The following is a 17033-nucleotide window of genomic DNA, read 5'->3' on the forward strand; positions in this document are numbered from 1 at the left end:
ACATGGAGCAGTAGCTACCCGCTTTTTCAAGTTTACAACTGCTGCCCTGAAGTCTTTTATTCTTTGCCTACAGTACAAAAAGATGGAAAGGTGCTTGCTTATCCTGATGTAAATTATAACGAAAAAAATACCAATGACGATAAGGTTCAATGCATTATTAATAGCACGATAAAACAAAATTTGGTAAGCTTGATTAGTACTTAGTTAGAAATAGAAATGAAAAAATTTTTAGAAGGCTTATTGATCTGGTTAGTAATTATTGTTCTTATTTCAGTTGTTTATATTCAGTTCAGCGGAAATGTAGGTAGAAGTAAAACAACCATACCTTTTTCGGAATTTTTAACTAGACTAGAAGACAATGATGTAGAAAATATTGTCATAAAAAACCAGAGCATTGAGGGCAAGTTTAGGGATGGTTCAAGTTTCAACTCAAGCGGTGTTATATATAGCGACCTAATAAAAAATTTACATGATAGAAAAGTGAGATTCTCCTTTTCAACTGGGGATTCTGCCATGAGCGTAATTGGTGGATTACTTATCTCATGGGTCCCAACATTTATCTTTATTGGCTTTTTGCTATTCTTTCTTAAACAAACACAAGCGGGGGGCAACAGAACTATAAGCTTTGGCAAGTCAAGGGCTAGACTCATGACTAGTGGGAAAAAAGTAACATTTGATGATGTTGCCGGAATTGATGAAGCAAAAGAAGAGCTAGTAGAAATCGTTGATTTCCTTAAACAAAGGCAAAAATTTCAAATATTAGGTGGAAAAATACCAAAAGGGTGCCTTTTAATTGGCTCTCCTGGAACTGGTAAAACTTTACTTGCTCGTGCAATTGCAGGAGAAGCTAATGTGCCATTCTTTAGCATTTCTGGATCTGATTTTGTTGAGATGTTTGTTGGTGTTGGTGCGAGCCGTGTTCGTGATATGTTTGATCAAGGCAAGAAAAATGCTCCTTGTATAATTTTTATAGATGAGATAGATGCGGTGGGTAGACATCGTGGCATTGGTCTTGGTGGTGGTAATGACGAAAGAGAACAAACATTAAATCAGTTATTAGTTGAGATGGATGGCTTTGAGTCTAATGAGGGCGTAATAATAATTGCTGCGACTAACCGTCCGGATGTCTTAGATCCAGCACTGCTTAGGCCTGGTCGTTTTGACCGGCAGATTACTATTTCTTTACCCGATATAAATGGGCGCGAGAAAATATTAAATACGCATATAAAGAAAATATCAATGGCCCCTGATGTAAATGTGAAAACAGTTGCAAGAGGAACACCTGGTTTTTCAGGGGCTGATTTAGCAAATTTAGTGAACGAATCTGCGCTTATTGCTGCAAGAAGAAACAAGAAGATTGTTACCATGGATGATTTCGAATATGCACGTGATAAAGTGATGATGGGTGTGGAAAGGCGATCTCTCATTATGACAGAAGAGGAAAAGAGACTGACTGCATACCATGAAGCTGGCCATGCGATGATTGCTGTTAATATGCCTGCTTCTGATCCTATACACAAAGCAACAATTATTCCACGCGGTAGGGCACTCGGTTTAGTTATGAGACTACCAGAAACAGATAGAGTGTCCCTCACAAGAGAAAAGATTCTAGCAGATATAACTGTTGCAATGGGTGGACATGTGGCAGAAGAGCTAATTTTTGGCTATGATAAAGTCACAAGCGGCGCATCTTCAGATATAAAACTAGCATCAGATTTATCACGTTCTATGGTAACAAAATGGGGAATGAGCGACAAAATAGGTCCGATCTATCACAATCGCGAACAAACTATGCATGGTTCTGAGATAATTTCTGAAGATACATTAAAACTTATAGATGAAGAAGTGAAGAAAGTTGTGTCTTCTTGCTATGAAAAAGCGAAAGACATTTTGACCAAGCATAAGAAAGGCTTAGATCTCATTGCCGAAAATCTACTGGAGTTTGAAACTTTAACAGGAGATGAAATAAAGGACATATTAAGCGGAAAAAAAATTGTTAGAGAGGAAAATGAGAAGAATGAGAAAATAAAAAAATCCTCTCTCTATTAGATCTGACCCTAGCTTAAAATGCTAATCAGCTAACGCTGCAATAAAACATTCAGAATTGTAACTGTCAATATAAATTGTATTAGAATATTCATAATGTTGCATTTTCATCACGATAATGCTATCATTCAGTTAGTATTACTGTTTAATGAGGTATGAGTAATGGTTGACGTAGCTTCTATTGGTGTAAATGCAGTCATTGATCATAAGTATAAAAAAAGAGCGCAATTAACTTTATTAGGGCTATTTCTTGTTGTATCAGCAGCAACTGCTGTCTGGTTTATCTTTCCTGTATCACAAAATGTACTAGTGCCATTTTTGCTCCCAGCCGTATTCTTGTTCTTTACTCTATCTATGGGTTATTACATGTTCATATTTAGTTGTGAAAAAAAATCTTTGGTAAAGAATGTTCTTGGTATGGTTGAACCAGCTGAATCAGTAAAGAGAGTGTATTGCCAAGAAAATATTAAATCCTTATTAGCAGAAGTGAGAAGTACTACGAGAGATAGGTTTTGCAACGCGCTTGTTAATCTTTGTTTTGAAGATCGTATTAAAGCACACGAACTTGCATTATCTGTGAAAGAAATTGACGATATTGTGTCTTCAATAAAAAATAAAGACCTCTTAGACCATTTTGATCAATTTTTTACTATTACTGAAGTAAGTAATAAAAAAAATAGAAGTGAATTAATGGATCCCGCAAGAGCATATAAGATAATAAGTGAAGAAGATCCAAACGAAATACAGAATTTTTTAGCTACTCAAACAAAAAGTTATTCATGTGAAATAACGTTATCTAAAATTAATAATTTTCTATCACAAGTTAAAGGGGCGGTTTAAATTAGTAGAGATTAAATAAATATAGTTAAGTCTTTGCAATAGTGATTTTATCAATAATTTTAGTATGTACTTGATTATCATTTTTTGTTTCAATTTCAGTGATGACATGGCACCTAACGGGCTCTTTTATGGCGATTTCTTTAAACCCTTTTCCAACTTTATTATAAAAATCAACATCCATTTCTTCATATTTATTCTTGTCTTTCGCTCTACTTAACCCAACTTTAACATCAATATCTAGAATAAATGTAATATCTGGATATCTAACTCCAGCCAACCTGTGCAAATCTTCTATTAGTTTTAAATCAACTCCAAACCCATATCCTTGGTATGCAATGGTTGAATCAATAAACCGATCACAAATCACTATTTTCCCTTCTGCAAGAGCTGGTAATATTAATTTTTTCATATGTTCGTGCCTCATCGAGATAAGTAGCAAGAGTTCAGAAATAGGATCAATATTATTTGTTAACAACACTCCTCTTATCTTTTCTGCAAAATCAGTGCCACCTGGTTCTCGAGTCGACACTACATTATTTTCGCAGTGAATTTGCTTAAAATGATTTGCAAGTAGCTTAGATTGTGTTGTTTTACCAGAGCCGTCTATTCCTTCGAAAGTTATGAACATAAGTTTTATAATTATAATACTAAAAAAGAATATGCAAACAGTATACATAGAAACCGTTTGACATTTAAATAATAAGACCGTAAATTACATATGGTATAATAATAGTCTATGGTTGCTCTGAATACTCCTAAAGTCGATTTTAGTTTTACTGCAAAAGATTTTAATCTTTTGGGAGTAGACAATAAATACTATACATTAAGTGACTGTTGTGGAAAAAATGGTCTTATTGTAATGTTTATATGCAATCACTGTCCTTACGTTCAGTCAATTATTAGCAATCTGGTAAGCGATGTTGATCAATTGAAAAAAGATTATCAGGTAAACACCGTTGCAATAATGTCAAATGATGTAAATGAATATCCAGAAGATTCCTTTGAAAATATGATTAATTTTGCCAAGGAAAATAAGTTTACATTTCCATATTTAATTGATAGTACACAGAAAATAGCTAAAGAATACGGGGCTGTTTGCACTCCTGACTTTTTTGGCTTTAATTCCAATTTAAACCTTTGCTATCGTGGACGTTTTAATGACACAAAAAAAGAAAAGGTTCAAAGCTATGAAGTAGGAAGTAGTGACTTATTTCAAGCTATGAAATTTATTGCAGAAACTGGTAATTCTCCAATTGACCAAAAATCAAGTATTGGCTGCTCAATTAAATGGTCTAATTCTACAGGTTAAATATCATGCACAGTGGCTCTCAGCATTTGTTTGATATTATAATTTTACTTTCTGCTGCTGTGTTTATAGTCATAGCGTTCTGGAAAATGAATATTAGTCCAGTGCTCGGTTACTTCGTTGCAGGTGCAGTTATTGGTTCTCATGGATTTAATCTGATACACTCAGCTGAAGCAATGGATAATCTTGCAGAATTTGGTGTAGTTTTCCTATTATTCATTATAGGCCTTGAATTGACATTTGAACGCCTGATCGCTATGCGTATTCATGTATTTGGGTTCGGTTCTCTTCAAGTTATAGTTACCATGGTAGCAATATGGTGCATCGCTCTTGCTTTCGGAGTGAATACGAATATAGCAACAGTTATTGGTGGTGGGCTTGCGCTATCCTCAACAGCAATAGTGTTGCAGGTTCTGCAAGAAAAAGGTTCTCAAGCAAGTCAGGTTGGTAGGTTGTCAATAGCAGTACTATTAATGCAAGATTTTGCAGTGGTACCATTAATAGTATTGGTACCTTTACTTGCTGGCAATTCTGAGCACAGCCTGATAAGCTCATTGGCAGGTTCATTGGTGCAAGCAGCTATTGCATTAGTGCTGATATTTATAACTGGTAGATTATTGCTTAGACCTTTATTTTCGGTTATTGCTAAAATGGAAAGTAATGAGGTCTTTATATCAACAACGCTTTTAATAGTATTAGGAGCAGCATTTATTACTGAGCAATTCCATTTATCGTTGGCATTAGGTGCATTTGTCGCTGGATTGTTAGTTGCAGAAACAGAATACAGACACTCAGTAGAACACGCAGTATTGCCATTTAAAGATTTGTTTCTTGGCTTATTTTTCATGACTGTTGGTATGTCTATCAATACCGAACTTTTACTCAATAAGTTACCACTAATTACTTTATTATCGATTATCCTTATCGTTTTAAAAACATCTATCATATATATATTGTGTAGATTTTTTGGGTTTAAGAGTGCACCTGCTATACAAGCTGGGTTACTACTTTCACAAGGCGGTGAATTTGCGTTTATTTTATTTCGCTTAGCAAATGAACTAAATGTGCTACCAAGTGAAATCGCTCAAGTACTTATGATGGTAACTACAGTAACCATGGCTTTCACTCCTCTTTTATCGGGGCTTGGAGATTGGATAGCAAACTCATTTAGCACTGAGAAAATAATATTAGATGATGAAGCTGTTGAAACAGATACACAAGATCTTTATAACCATGTAATAGTTGCTGGATTTGGTAGAGTGGGATATATGGTAACAAAAATGCTTACTGCAGAGCATTTAAGTTACGTTGTTGTAGATATTCAATCAAAAATAGTCAAAGAAGGAAAAAGTGATAGTTTTCCTATATATCTTGGAGATGTTACAAGATGTGAAATTTTAAAATCAGTAGGAATAGAAAGAGCTCAAGCTCTCGTTATTTCAATAAAGAATGAAGTTACTATAAAAAAAGTTGTTTCCTTAGTTGCTGCAAATTTTCCGCATGTAAATATTGTAATACGCTTACCAGATCTGAGTAATGTGGAGGTTTATAGAGATCTAGGAGCTAGTAAAATTATTCCTGAAACATCTGAGATAGGATTGCAGCTAGGTGGAGCTGCACTGAGCCTCAGTGGTATTAGCGAAAGTGGAGTTACGTCTTTAAAAAGTAGATTTAGAAAAGGCAATTACAGTATGTTAAAAGACCTTGGTAGTGATAAAGATGAATAACTACTTTTCTAATTTTATGTACAGAAAGCTTCAAGCTTTATTGAGGTTTTGCCTATAGTAAATTACGCACATAATCAACCAAGTTAAGGAAAGTGCAAACCAAGTGATTGCATATTCCAAATGCTTCATTGGCTGTATAGCTACTTTGCTGCCAAAATTGTTCGGCCACAATATACACTTCTCTAGCTTAATACCTAACTCATTGGAAATTTCCTCTGTACTCAGGGTAAACCATGTATTCGAAGCAGTATCGTTTTTGATGAACCAATTTTTGCTTTTATTGCTATCGCAATATAAAGTTCCATCTGCAACTACTTTTTCAATTTTTACTTTTTTCTCCTTTTTTTCTCTGACTATTCCTTTATTCACCAACATGTAACGTCCAGTGGTGAGCAACATAGGAGACAGCACGTGATAGCCGTGTTGCCCTGCAAAAACATATAGTTCTATGTCACTTAGAATCCCATCGATCTTGACATGCCTATAGTTGAATTTTTCAAGGTCGTTATTGGGCAACAGATGAACAACAGGAAGACTCATACTTTTAATAATATTATTCTTCCAGTTCAATCTGAATATTTGCCATAACCCTAATAAAAAAAGAAGTGAGCAAGGTATAATTAAAATAAATACTGTTTTTTTTAACACTCTATATTTGTGTTCTTAAATAGTTTTCAACACCCATTAGTTCAATAAGGTCAATCTGTTTCTCAATCCAATGGAAGTGCTCTTCTTCATTTTTTAACATCTCTTCTAATAACATTACACTAACAAAATCTTTTTCTTTCTCAGCGATAGAAATCGTTTCTTTGATATCCTTAATACCTTTTCCCTCTAATTTTAAATTAGCCTCTAAGATTTTCTGTATTGTGTCTTTTGCAAACTTTCCATCATACTTTGATATTTCATTTGTATCTTGAAAATTTGGTACGCCTTTAAGCAATAAAATCCTTTCTGCCAACTTGTTTGCATGTTCAAGTTCTTCGTTAAGCTCATTTTTTACCTTTTCTGCAAGTCTATTAATTCCATTGTTTTTGAGAACCGCAAAATGCAAAAGATACTGGCGTACAGAAGTCAGCTCATTGGTCAATAATTTATTCAAACATTTTACTATCTCTTCATTCATAATCTTCCCTTAGTTCAATTTATCAGCATAATTTATATGATAACGATGATTATAGCAACTCATTTAATAGTTCCTTTGATAACAACCGTATTAAATAGCATGTCGTGGTATGTCTGTTTCTTTTTAGAAAAACAAGCAACTAGATACCAGCAGAGAGTGAGCAGCATTATAATTACTTTCAATGCACTCAAGACATTCACTAATACCTCCTGATCTTGCAAAAATTCAGTAAGGACAACTACTACACTGTTTAACAAAGGAAGAAAAAACTGGGAAGTGCTTCTGTCAAACGCTAAATTCAAGTCTATTTTAGAATTATCTAAATTGATAGTACATATATTCATTAACTGTTGACCTGGAGTTGCTTGGGCCTTTGAAGATATAAAATATGTGAAGTAACTACAATTTACACACATGTATGATAGATGTAAGATCAACGGAGAATCCTCTAATAGCAGTATAATTAATAAAGTTGGAATTAATAAAATTGCTACATCTATTAAATATGCGCAAAAGCGTCTTATTATACTGGCAATCTCTGTAACAGCGGTCATTACCTATCTTCCAAATATTTTATTATGAAATCTGTAAGCTTATCAAAATGTTGAAAACATAACAAATCTTCATAACCGCTTATTGATTGACCGTATATAATAGGTAAACAATTGGCATTTTGTGCACATAGAACATCTGTGATGCTATCACCAACGAAAAACACATTTTCTCTATTTATAGGCAACGTACTCTCTTCTAGTGCAAATAGCAGTGGGGTTGCAGATGGTTTATCTTCCGCGGTATCGCATGACCCAACCACTCTTTCAAAGTAAGAATCCAGTTTAAAATAGGTAACTTCTTCACGTAAATTAGTATTTTTCTTATTACTTACTATTGCTAGATAAATATTGTGGCTTTTCAGTGTCTGCAACATTTTCTCTACTCCTTGATTCAGAGCAATGTTTTGCAATAGTGCATCATCTAAATATTGTTGATATATCTGATTTGCTTTTTTCCACTGATCACCAAATAAATTGACCATATAGCTCTTTCTCGACTCATGGGAATTTCTATCAGCAGCTTTATTACTATACCCCATTGAGTTTATGGTATGCTTAATAGCATTAAAAATGTTATCTTGAGTGTCAACTAAGGTATTATCCCAATCGAATACTACTGCTAATGGGCTATCTTTCATCTCTTATATAATTATACATTTTAACTTAAGTAAGTAAATAGCATTTTAATAAAAAAAATATAAATAGGACGCTCTTACTCTTTACCACAAGTTATGTTAACTGTTTTTTATATAATTAGCTAATATACTGGTTATATGATATGTTTTAATAGGTAACAGGTATGGCCCAGACATCTAAAGAAAGTGTTGAAAAAAAGTTTAAAGGTGTCTTTGAACGTTCTCCAGGTGCTTTTCCAGAAGGTACTCCGTTAGAAGAGAAGGTTAATTATATTGCAAAAGGAACAAAGGCTCTAAAGGCTATGAAAAGTAAAGAGCTCGAAAACAAAATGAAAAGCGTTGCAGAATTGAATCAGAAATTTGAAAGTCAAAAAAGGCGTACAGATGAAAAAATACGTCAAGATTTTGAAAGAATTGCTGAGCTTGACCAACAATATAAAGGGAGGGGCATCTTCACAAGTGAAAAAGTTGCAGAGTCAAAAAATGACAAAAAATTTCAAGAAGCAGCTAACACTCTTAGAGAAACTACAGCAGAAGGTAAAAGCGTTGAACAGAGTGGACAAAAAAAGACTACTGAAGCTTCTGTACAAACAGATGCACAGCCATCAAAGCATGATGTTAGTCCCTCAGTGAGCAAGAGTTCTGTAAAAGAGAAGCTCAACACTGAGCCAGGCAAAAAAGATACCACACCTCAACCACAAGAAAATCAAAAAGAAGAAGGGTTTTTGAGTCTTCTGAAGCGCTTTGTTAAGAAAATATTAGAAAAACTTTTAGTTGAGGATGAAAAGAGTGTGGAAAATGCTCGTGGCATAAAAGAAGATGCTCAAAGAGATACGTCAAATAACGAAGAGCAACAAAAGAGTAAGCACTTTGATAAAATTTTAAATCAGGACCAAAGTATAAGCAAGGGCTTAGAGCAAGCAACACAACTTGAAAACCCAACGATAACACCTGTTAATATTCCTGAAGTAAATACAGGTCGTGAAAGGTGATCCGCTTTCAAGCTTCATTATACCGCCACGAACCATCATATCGCCGCGGTATCTCTAGATCCCGCTAACAAGCAGCGGGATGACGATTGTCAGGGTGTCATCCCAGCGCCTCTATGATGTCATCCCAGTGCCTCCTTCTTGTATCTTGTCAAAAGCATCTAATGTTTTAAGCTTAAGCATTAGGTGGAGAAGGGAGGAACTCTGTGCTTCTTCTTAGATATAAAATCTGTAGAGGAGATAAGAATTCCCTTCTCAAAAGTATAGGCTGGACGGTATCGTAGAAAGACCTGAATGGTTCTAATTCTGTATTCACAAGACTAGCCTTACTTTTCATTTTTAATGGTAACGTATGGGGTTATATATGATCAACAACTTTTTGGGCATAGATATATCAAAAGATCGCTTTGATGTTTTTCTCTCATTTATAAGCAAAAAAGGAAAGCGTGAAACTAGAAAAAGAAGCTTTAAGAACGATGATCATGGGTTTCAAAGTCTACTGAATTTTCTACACAAACATAATGTAGAAAAAGCAAAAACCTGTATGGAATCTACTGGTTGTTATAGCGAAGCACTGGCTGAATTTCTACACAATGCTGGACATTTTGTAAGTGTTGTAAATCCTTATTGCATAAAATCTTATGCAAGGAGTAAGCTGATACGACAAAAGAATGATCAGACCGATGCAGAAGTTATTGCTGATTATTGCCAAAGACAGGAACCTTCTAGTTGGACACCACCTTCTCCTGAAATGAAAAAATTAAAACATCTTTATCGTTGCTCAGTTGCGTTAAAAGATGAGTTAACATTAGTAAATAACCACTTAGAAAAAAAAGAGAGACTGCCTAAAGAAGTTGCAAATGCTTGGGAAGACCTTGCAATGAATATAGCTCAAAAAATAGAAACAATAAAAAACTCCGTACGTGAACTATTAAATCAACACAAAGAATTGTTGGAAAATTTTCAACTTCTATTGACTATTCCAGGCATAGGAGAAGAATCAGCAATAGCTATTTTAGCTGAAGTTTCTGATATAGAGGTTTTTAGAGATGCCAGGCAATTGGCAGCATATACAGGAGTTATACCACGAAATATGACGTCAGGTTCCTCTGTATATGCCAAACCCAGATTAAGTAAATCCGGTTCACAAACATTACGTAAGGCACTTTTCTTTCCTGCCATAGTAGCTAAGAATCACAATCCTATCATTATGAGCTTTTGCCAAAGATTAAAGGAAAAGGGTAAGCATAATATGGCCATCGTTGGTGCTGCAATGCGTAAGCTACTCCATATCATTTTCGGTATTCTGACATCCAAAAGTGCTTTTGATCCTAACCATATCAAAAACTACAGGGCTAAGAGGTTGACTGAAGGTTTAGTACTTTAAAATCAAAAATGCTTCCTATCTATCTTATGTAAAGTGGTATCTTACACAAATTTATTGAATGTTGTTGGTTAGTGGATATGTTGATAAGTAAACTTCATCTGTTTTGTGCGTATAAAACTAATTTACTTATCAACATATCCACTAACTATAATCTGTGTACTGTTACACAATTGGAAGTATTTTTTGATTTTATGATGCAACTTGGGAAATTTTTATAATTTTTTTGTTGACTAACAAGACGGTATCTCCTGTCATCCGAGTAGCTGACACTGGGATCCAGGAAAAAGAATGATGTCATGCAAGTAGCCCCTATGATGTCATTCCAGTCTGGAATCCAGCTTTTGATCGAAAATGTTGTATAGTACATAATCAATTTTTCTGGATCCCAGTGTCACGCACTGGGATGACACCCTACTAGCAGAAGTTACTCTCAAATGTTTGTTCATGTTGCTATAAATATTAAGAAATTTACCAAATAAAAAAAAAGGCAAAAGAAGCCCCGAGTAGCGAGTTTTGACTCTATATTACTGTAAGTGGCGCTGTAATAATGTGCTGACGCTTAGTTTAAGCGCGTTTTGGCTGAATGTAGAAAAAATTTAAAAGACATGCAGCCGCTATAATTTTATGTAATCCGCCAATAAATACTCTGAGTTTTTTACTGAATTTTGTGATTGAACCTGCAGGTCAAAAACAAGTTTTGAGTCATAAATACCCTTAGCACTACAATAAGGGGGCTAGCGGAGTTTGTCAAGGAATTTTTATGCAAGAGATCCCATAAATTGGGTGTCATAATATGGCGGCTACATTAATTTTGGCGTGCGTGACCTTGAAAGATTGCAGTGCAATACTTAGATTATTAGGGTAGTAGGCAAATAATGGAGCTCAAAATGCATAACGTACAAGAAACTGAAAATTTAAAATTTGACGCTGAAGTAGGGAAAGTACTGAATATAGTGATTCATTCACTTTATACTAATAAGGACATTTTTCTGCGTGAGTTAATATCAAATGCATCGGATGCATGTGATAAATTGCGCTATGAATCTCAATCTAATTCAAATTTGCTAGATTCAAGTGATGAGTTAAAAATCACTATTAGCTCCAATAAAGATAAGAACGAGCTATATATCACTGATAATGGCATCGGAATGAACAGACAAGATTTAATAGATAACCTTGGTACAATTGCAAGCTCTGGTACGCAAAAGTTCTTAGATGCGATTAAAAATAGCAAGGATTCAAGCCAAGCTGTGGAGCTGATTGGGAAGTTTGGTGTTGGTTTTTACTCAAGCTTTATGGTTGCATCAGAAGTAATAGTAGAATCAAGAAAAGCTGGAGAGGAGGAGTCTTGGGTCTGGAAATCCAAGGGAGATGGAGAGTATTCGATAAGTAAACTAGATAATCAAATTTCTCGTGGAACTAAAATTACACTCATTATGCGTCCTGAAGAGAATGAGTTTTTAGATAAATTTCGTGTTGAAAACATTGTCACTACTTACTCTGATCACATAAATTTTCCTGTTGAATTCATAAATGAAGAAGGAAAAAGTGAAAAGTTAAACAGTAAGGCTGCAATTTGGACTAAGCCAAAAAATGATGTTACTCAAGAGGAACACAATGATTTTTTCCGCAGTGTTGCTCACGTTGGCGGGGAGCCTTGGATGATATTGCATAATAAAAATGAAGGTGCAATAGAATATACAAATTTGCTTTATGTTCCTTCCATTAAACCTTTTGATTTATTCCATCCAGATAGACGTTGCTCTGTTAAGTTATATGTAAATAAAGTATTTATTACTGAAGATAACGTACAGATCATACCACAATACTTGCGTTTTCTGAAAGGTATTGTTGATTCACCGGACTTGCCTCTTAATATCAGCAGAGAAACGCTGCAGAACAATCGCGTTGTTGAGCAAATCAGAAAATCCTTAACTAAACGCGCGATATCAGAGCTTGGTAAAAAGGCAAAAGAGAATTTAGAGGAATATACAAAATTCTGGACCAATTTTGGTGCAGTATTAAAAGAGGGTCTTTGTGAAGCTATGCCAACTGATGAGAGAGAGGCACTGCTCTCGATTTGCAGATTTCATAGCACTGGTGATGAGAAATTAGTCAGCATTGATGACTATATAAGCAGAATGAAGCCTGAGCAGGAGCATATCTATTATCTCACCGGAAATAGCCTCGATTCAGTGAAAAACAGTCCGCAACTTGAGGGATTCGTCAGTAAAGGACTAGAAGTGCTCCTATTTGTTGATCCAGTTGATGATTTCTGGACTAGCGTGATTCATGAATATAAAGATCAAAAATTTAAGTCTGTGACCCGCGCTGATGTTGATTTGGAAAAATTCTCTTCAGAAGAAGATAAAAAAGATGAGGAAAATAAGCAAGATGAAGAAAAGACTGAAGAAAATACGGACTCTATACTGCAATATTTCACCAAGGTTCTTGGCAATTCAGTGAAAAGCGTGAAAATCTCAAAAAAACTGACTGACAGCCCTGTATGTCTAGCAGTTGATGAAGGTGCTATGGATCTTCGCATGGAGCGTTTTTTGCGTGAACAAAAGCAGCTAAATTACCGCACGCCAAAGGTACTGGAAATTAACACTAAGCATCCTGTAATAAAAAGCATAATGAAATCTCACGCTGAAAATGGTGAAAACCCAACATTGGAAGACATGATTCATTTATTATTTTACCAAGCTTGCATCGTGGAAGGTGAAGAGATGGATGATGTAAGTCTGTTTGCTAAGAGAGTTAATAATTTGCTTGGCAAGATTTCTGTTTAATGCTATACTTAGTTTGGTTAGTAATTAGGGGTAAAACATGTTTGGTTCCAATTTTAGAGACTTTGTATCATAGGATACAACTTCACAGGACCAATCAAATTCTGAAAGATTAATCAAAAGTTGGCATGGTTTTGAAAGATCAGATTCTGAAGATTCAGGTATTGAAGAAGGGTTTGAAGTTTTAGATAGCGAAAGTCAAGAGATACCAGCTACTCCATGTAGCACACCCCCTGAAGATCTAAGTTTAGAGAATGCAATACTTGCAAACTTTCCTGATGGTTGTGATAGGTCGTTTACTGTAGAGTTAAAAGATGAAGATTCATATGGTATCATTCCTAAAAACTTAACTTTTGCTGAGATAATAAATATCTTAAATCAAGCTGTAAGGGAAGATGATTGTGAAGAATTAGACGAGGTTGTACAAAATATTGAAGATTATGAAGGCAGGTCTATTATGCTGGATAATGAAAATCTCAAAGATTTCTGTTCAAATCAACTTAATTTGGAGTTACAAAACAGAAGCAACCATCAACATATATATTCAAATGTACTATCACAGTATAAATTTGATCAAGAGGGTTTCAAGTATGATTATTCAGTAAAAGAGTTGGTATTGCTAGCAATTGCGGCTAATGACAAGTTGATAGAACGATATCAGGACATACTTTTTGCTGAAGGAAATTTAAGTCTTTTACCTTTACTTGTTGGTGGTCAAAAATATATTGAAGCTTTTATAGAAAAATTCCATGGTACCGATGGAGTTTATGGAAGATTAAAAGATCAAGCTATACAACTTGTCGAACCTAATAAGATTGACTTTTTCTCAGTTATAGCACTAAGAAAAGAGCAAGAATTATTAAATGCAGTTTTTGTCGAATACGTCTTAAGGGATCTTGAACAAGTGTTAAAAACAAGTAAACCTGATCCTTTGTATGGTGTGCTTGAAACAGCGTCTCTGATCAAAAATGAAGAATTCATCACGATAGTGCTAGGTGCATTTGAAAGATATATTAATGGGCCAACTAAAAAAGCCTCAACAGAAGAGTTATTAAAAAAGAGCTTTGCTACCTTGTTAGAAACTGCAATAAGTCAAGAACGCATATCTGTCATTGAATACTTGTGCAAACGATACACTAATAGTGCAGATCGTGCCATTTACGATGTATATGAACAAGCATTTGCAGATGATAAAGTTATTACAATACTAAGGCAACAAATCCTGAAAAACATAGGAGTTCGTGGCAGAAGAGAAATTTATGATTTAATTCTGAAAACTGCATTGGATGCTGGCAATATTGCATTTATTGAGCACCTATGCAAAGAATGTGCTGAGTGCAGCAATGATGTTATCGGCTATCTCAATCAAAAATCTAAAAATAACGAATTTGATAACATACACGAATCAATCCTCATTGCATTGTCTAATGTTGAATACACAAACACAAACGTTATAGTCGAGGTGCTTTTTTACACTAAAGAAATTCATCAAAACGTATCACATAATGAGCAAGTGATTAGGCAGGTCATACAGAATATACTGAAAAATGCAACACACTACTCAATAGGCCAAGAAGATTACTCCTTAGTCAAGGGAGTATGTTACTTATGCACAGAAATTGATGCAATTAACATAATTTTTCGAGAGGAGTGTGGGATTTTTAAATCTAGCATAGAAAAGCGCATAGAAGATCTGGAAAAGGAAAACAAATTATTACAATCTGAAGCTTTACGTGAATATAATTATAGCTACTTGCCAGGTATTGTAAATGGATTAGCTCAGACTGCTTACATAGCATATGATGAATACACTAAAGATCCAAAAGACAATAAACGTCAAGAGAATACTGATCTTATATTAAGTTTAATGCAAATTAGAAATATTCTGCAATTTTCTATTGATGTGCAAGAATATCCCTGTCATGAACGTCAAGATTTGTGGGATGAAATGTGCCAAACTCCTGGAACTTTTATAATACGAAAAAGAAGTAATAACGTTGCAGATGAATTAGAAATTCCAGTTATAACAAGTGACATTCTATCAGAAAATCCAGCACCTAAAAATCAACAGCCACAAGAAAATGTGGACAGACGAGAAAATATTATGAATAATAGAGGGGGCTCGACAGAGGAGCTCATTAGCAATAGTTTTGAGGAGGGTGAAATGCATAGTAGTGACCAAAATACAAAAAGCATAGAAGAAGCGTTGTCTGATGCTATCTTCGATCTTAATTATAAAAAAGTAGAATCTTTAGTAGAACAGGTAAAGCAAGAGGGCAATAATGTAGAACGAATCATTAATTGGGCTTTGGAGAAAGCTAATGAGACAAGAGTTGGGAAGAAAGATAAAGAGTCTAAAGATAAGATTAAAAAAATTAGAGAATTTCTTGCAGAAGAGCTCATTGCTGCATCACCAGTGGACGCTAGTGTAGAAAGTATTGGTGCTACTGCAAGTGGTCAGGAAATTCCTATGGTGGAGTTTGAAGAAAGTGAACCAAATTCACCATCGCTGAGTTCTGAGGATGATGATTATTCTAAGCTTGAGGGTGATCAAAATGATAAGTTTTCTGGAATTTCTTCAGGTAGTGGCTCTCCATTTGAAGAAGTTGTAGTAACATCAGAAATGCCTTCAATGGCTACTGAGGAAGCTAAAGTCAATGATGAGCAGTCTGATAATATAAATGGCGATGATCTAACTCCGGTATTAAGTTTTGTAAGTGAGGATGTTTTGACATCTAGAAGTGATGAAGGAGAGCCTAATCTAGCAAGTAGTAATGATAAATCCATTGCTCCGAAAGTAAAAACTCCAGTTTCCACTTATAGACATGGTATACCATGTACAGGCAGCTCCTTTTATAAGGCAGGTAGCAGTCAACGTGGTACTGGATTATTGGGTAACAATAATGGAAATTTTGGTGCTCAGCTCAATAGAAGTAATATTTTTAGTGCTAAAGAGCACTCAGATTCACCACCACTTTCACCACAGAGTTCTGTGAGTGGTGATGAGTGCAGTAGCGGTCCTTCAAAGCTTCACTAAATTGCCTAAGAGTGATGAAGGTGATACTGACAATAACAATGATAAATATGTTAAAGTTTCTTCTGAGGATATAACTAAGGAGGACCTTACTCCCAAAGGTAGTGGTAGTTTGCAAGGCATACAACCAGAAATTTCAGTACCATCACCTAGCGCTTTTTCAAATGTTAACGGTGTACCTACAATCGAAGGGCATATGGTAATTATGGCAGATATTGAGGATAGTAAAGTCTCTTCAATTGTTAGTGAAGACTCTTTAATTGAAGATGTAACTGATGAACTAGATAAAACAAATAAAGGAGATTCTACGCTAAAAAGTAGCAACAGTACAAAAAGTAGTAAGCTGCCTGTTATAGCTGCTTCTGCACTTGCAATAGCTGGTATTATTTCAGGGGTGGCTGTTGCAGTTTACTTGGAAATGTTAGCGGTAGGAATAGCAGTTGGAGCTTGTTGTTTAGTTGCTGCTGTAATCATATATTGCTGTAACAGACCTTCAAGTTCATTTAAGGGTAGTAATGTTGAACCTGTAGCTAACGGAAAGCTTGTTGAATAACAGTAAGTTGAAGAATAAATATTGTAGTTTACCATTTAATAATTTAT

General features: G+C 34.9%; 15 protein-coding genes and 1 pseudogene. 10 read left to right on the top strand and 6 right to left on the bottom strand.

What is annotated here, in order from left to right; translation table 11 throughout:
* Positions 1-33 precede the first annotated feature (33 nt).
* The 3 genes and pseudogenes from AAGD99_RS03680 to AAGD99_RS03690 form a co-directional block, all read left to right on the top strand.
* Positions 34-204 (top strand): annotated as a pseudogene (locus AAGD99_RS03680) (tRNA(Ile)-lysidine synthetase); the annotation flags it as partial.
* 12 nt (positions 205-216) lie between these two features.
* Positions 217-2049, top strand: a complete 1833-nt coding sequence (ftsH, locus tag AAGD99_RS03685; protein WP_341822622.1) for an ATP-dependent zinc metalloprotease FtsH — start codon at positions 217-219, stop codon at positions 2047-2049.
* A gap of 363 nt (positions 2050-2412) precedes the next feature.
* The gene (locus AAGD99_RS03690) at positions 2413-2886 is read left to right on the top strand and encodes a hypothetical protein (protein ID WP_341822623.1); all 474 of its coding nucleotides are present in this window, start codon (positions 2413-2415) and stop codon (positions 2884-2886) included.
* A gap of 25 nt (positions 2887-2911) precedes the next feature.
* Here AAGD99_RS03690 and tmk read toward each other — a convergent pair whose 3' ends face one another.
* Positions 2912-3514: a dTMP kinase gene (tmk, locus tag AAGD99_RS03695; RefSeq protein WP_341822624.1), complete on the bottom strand. Its 603-nt coding sequence runs from the start codon at positions 3512-3514 to the stop codon at positions 2912-2914.
* 108 nt (positions 3515-3622) lie between these two features.
* On the opposite strand from tmk, the gene AAGD99_RS03700 reads away from it, so the two are divergent.
* Entirely contained in the window at positions 3623-4195 is a 573-nt protein-coding gene (locus AAGD99_RS03700; protein ID WP_182367219.1) for a thioredoxin family protein, read from the top strand.
* Between the two features lie 5 nt (positions 4196-4200).
* Entirely contained in the window at positions 4201-5919 is a 1719-nt protein-coding gene (locus tag AAGD99_RS03705) for a monovalent cation:proton antiporter-2 (CPA2) family protein (protein ID WP_264688048.1), read from the top strand.
* Between the two features lie 30 nt (positions 5920-5949).
* Here AAGD99_RS03705 and AAGD99_RS03710 read toward each other — a convergent pair whose 3' ends face one another.
* From AAGD99_RS03710 to AAGD99_RS03725, 4 genes are read right to left on the bottom strand one after another with little or no spacing between them, the layout of a single operon-like run.
* A complete protein-coding gene (locus AAGD99_RS03710) occupies positions 5950-6567 on the bottom strand; it encodes an SURF1 family protein (protein WP_341822625.1) in 618 nt (205 codons plus the stop codon).
* Position 6568: 1 nt separating this feature from the next.
* Complete coding sequence (gene bfr / locus AAGD99_RS03715; RefSeq protein WP_264736269.1) at positions 6569-7045, bottom strand: bacterioferritin; 477 nt, start codon at positions 7043-7045, stop codon at positions 6569-6571.
* Positions 7046-7104: 59 nt separating this feature from the next.
* On the bottom strand, positions 7105-7599 hold the full coding sequence (locus AAGD99_RS03720) for an RDD family protein (protein WP_264736268.1): 495 nt from the start codon (positions 7597-7599) through the stop codon (positions 7105-7107).
* On the bottom strand, positions 7599-8237 hold the full coding sequence (locus tag AAGD99_RS03725) for an HAD family hydrolase (RefSeq protein WP_264736267.1): 639 nt from the start codon (positions 8235-8237) through the stop codon (positions 7599-7601). Before AAGD99_RS03725 ends, AAGD99_RS03720 begins: the two co-directional genes overlap by 1 nt.
* Positions 8238-8398: 161 nt before the next feature.
* Between AAGD99_RS03725 and AAGD99_RS03730 the strand changes: the two genes are divergently transcribed.
* The 3 genes from AAGD99_RS03730 to htpG all read left to right on the top strand — a co-directional run bounded on the left by AAGD99_RS03730 (position 8399) and on the right by htpG (position 13402).
* Positions 8399-9226: a hypothetical protein gene (locus AAGD99_RS03730; protein ID WP_341822626.1), complete on the top strand. Its 828-nt coding sequence runs from the start codon at positions 8399-8401 to the stop codon at positions 9224-9226.
* Between the two features lie 361 nt (positions 9227-9587).
* Entirely contained in the window at positions 9588-10610 is a 1023-nt protein-coding gene (locus tag AAGD99_RS03735; protein WP_341822627.1) for an IS110 family transposase, read from the top strand.
* A gap of 887 nt (positions 10611-11497) precedes the next feature.
* Complete coding sequence (gene htpG / locus AAGD99_RS03740) at positions 11498-13402, top strand: molecular chaperone HtpG (RefSeq protein WP_341822628.1); 1905 nt, start codon at positions 11498-11500, stop codon at positions 13400-13402.
* 195 nt (positions 13403-13597) lie between these two features.
* Here htpG and AAGD99_RS03745 read toward each other — a convergent pair whose 3' ends face one another.
* Positions 13598-13735, bottom strand: coding sequence for a hypothetical protein (locus tag AAGD99_RS03745; RefSeq protein WP_182319882.1), 138 nt, complete (start codon positions 13733-13735; stop codon positions 13598-13600).
* 121 nt (positions 13736-13856) lie between these two features.
* Here AAGD99_RS03745 and AAGD99_RS03750 point away from each other — a divergent pair, with 121 nt between their 5' ends.
* Complete coding sequence (locus AAGD99_RS03750) at positions 13857-16436, top strand: hypothetical protein (RefSeq protein WP_341822629.1); 2580 nt, start codon at positions 13857-13859, stop codon at positions 16434-16436.
* Positions 16402-16986, top strand: coding sequence for a hypothetical protein (locus AAGD99_RS03755; RefSeq protein WP_341822630.1), 585 nt, complete (start codon positions 16402-16404; stop codon positions 16984-16986). The genes AAGD99_RS03750 and AAGD99_RS03755 overlap by 35 nt, the downstream gene beginning before the upstream one ends.
* Positions 16987-17033: the final 47 nt, after the last annotated feature.

It is taken from the genome of Wolbachia endosymbiont (group A) of Clivina fossor, assembly GCF_964026865.1.
Taxonomy (GTDB): Bacteria; Pseudomonadota; Alphaproteobacteria; order Rickettsiales; family Anaplasmataceae; genus Wolbachia.

Bases quoted from the DNA above. Each gene is read 5' to 3' on its own strand.
- ftsH (WP_341822622.1), top strand. From the start codon at position 217: ATGAAAAAATTTTTAGAAGGCTTATTGATCTGGTTAGTAATTATTGTT.
- AAGD99_RS03690 (WP_341822623.1), top strand. From the start codon at position 2,413: ATGTTCATATTTAGTTGTGAAAAAAAATCTTTGGTAAAGAATGTTCTT.
- tmk (WP_341822624.1), bottom strand. From the start codon at position 3,514: ATGTTCATAACTTTCGAAGGAATAGACGGCTCTGGTAAAACAACACAA.
- AAGD99_RS03700 (WP_182367219.1), top strand. From the start codon at position 3,623: ATGGTTGCTCTGAATACTCCTAAAGTCGATTTTAGTTTTACTGCAAAA.
- AAGD99_RS03705 (WP_264688048.1), top strand. From the start codon at position 4,201: ATGCACAGTGGCTCTCAGCATTTGTTTGATATTATAATTTTACTTTCT.
- bfr (WP_264736269.1), bottom strand. From the start codon at position 7,045: ATGAATGAAGAGATAGTAAAATGTTTGAATAAATTATTGACCAATGAG.
- AAGD99_RS03720 (WP_264736268.1), bottom strand. From the start codon at position 7,599: ATGACCGCTGTTACAGAGATTGCCAGTATAATAAGACGCTTTTGCGCA.
- AAGD99_RS03725 (WP_264736267.1), bottom strand. From the start codon at position 8,237: ATGAAAGATAGCCCATTAGCAGTAGTATTCGATTGGGATAATACCTTA.
- AAGD99_RS03730 (WP_341822626.1), top strand. From the start codon at position 8,399: ATGGCCCAGACATCTAAAGAAAGTGTTGAAAAAAAGTTTAAAGGTGTC.
- AAGD99_RS03735 (WP_341822627.1), top strand. From the start codon at position 9,588: ATGATCAACAACTTTTTGGGCATAGATATATCAAAAGATCGCTTTGAT.
- htpG (WP_341822628.1), top strand. From the start codon at position 11,498: ATGCATAACGTACAAGAAACTGAAAATTTAAAATTTGACGCTGAAGTA.
- AAGD99_RS03745 (WP_182319882.1), bottom strand. From the start codon at position 13,735: ATGATACCATATGAATCTTCATCTTTTAACTCTACAGTAAACGACCTA.
- AAGD99_RS03750 (WP_341822629.1), top strand. From the start codon at position 13,857: ATGCTGGATAATGAAAATCTCAAAGATTTCTGTTCAAATCAACTTAAT.
- AAGD99_RS03755 (WP_341822630.1), top strand. From the start codon at position 16,402: ATGAGTGCAGTAGCGGTCCTTCAAAGCTTCACTAAATTGCCTAAGAGT.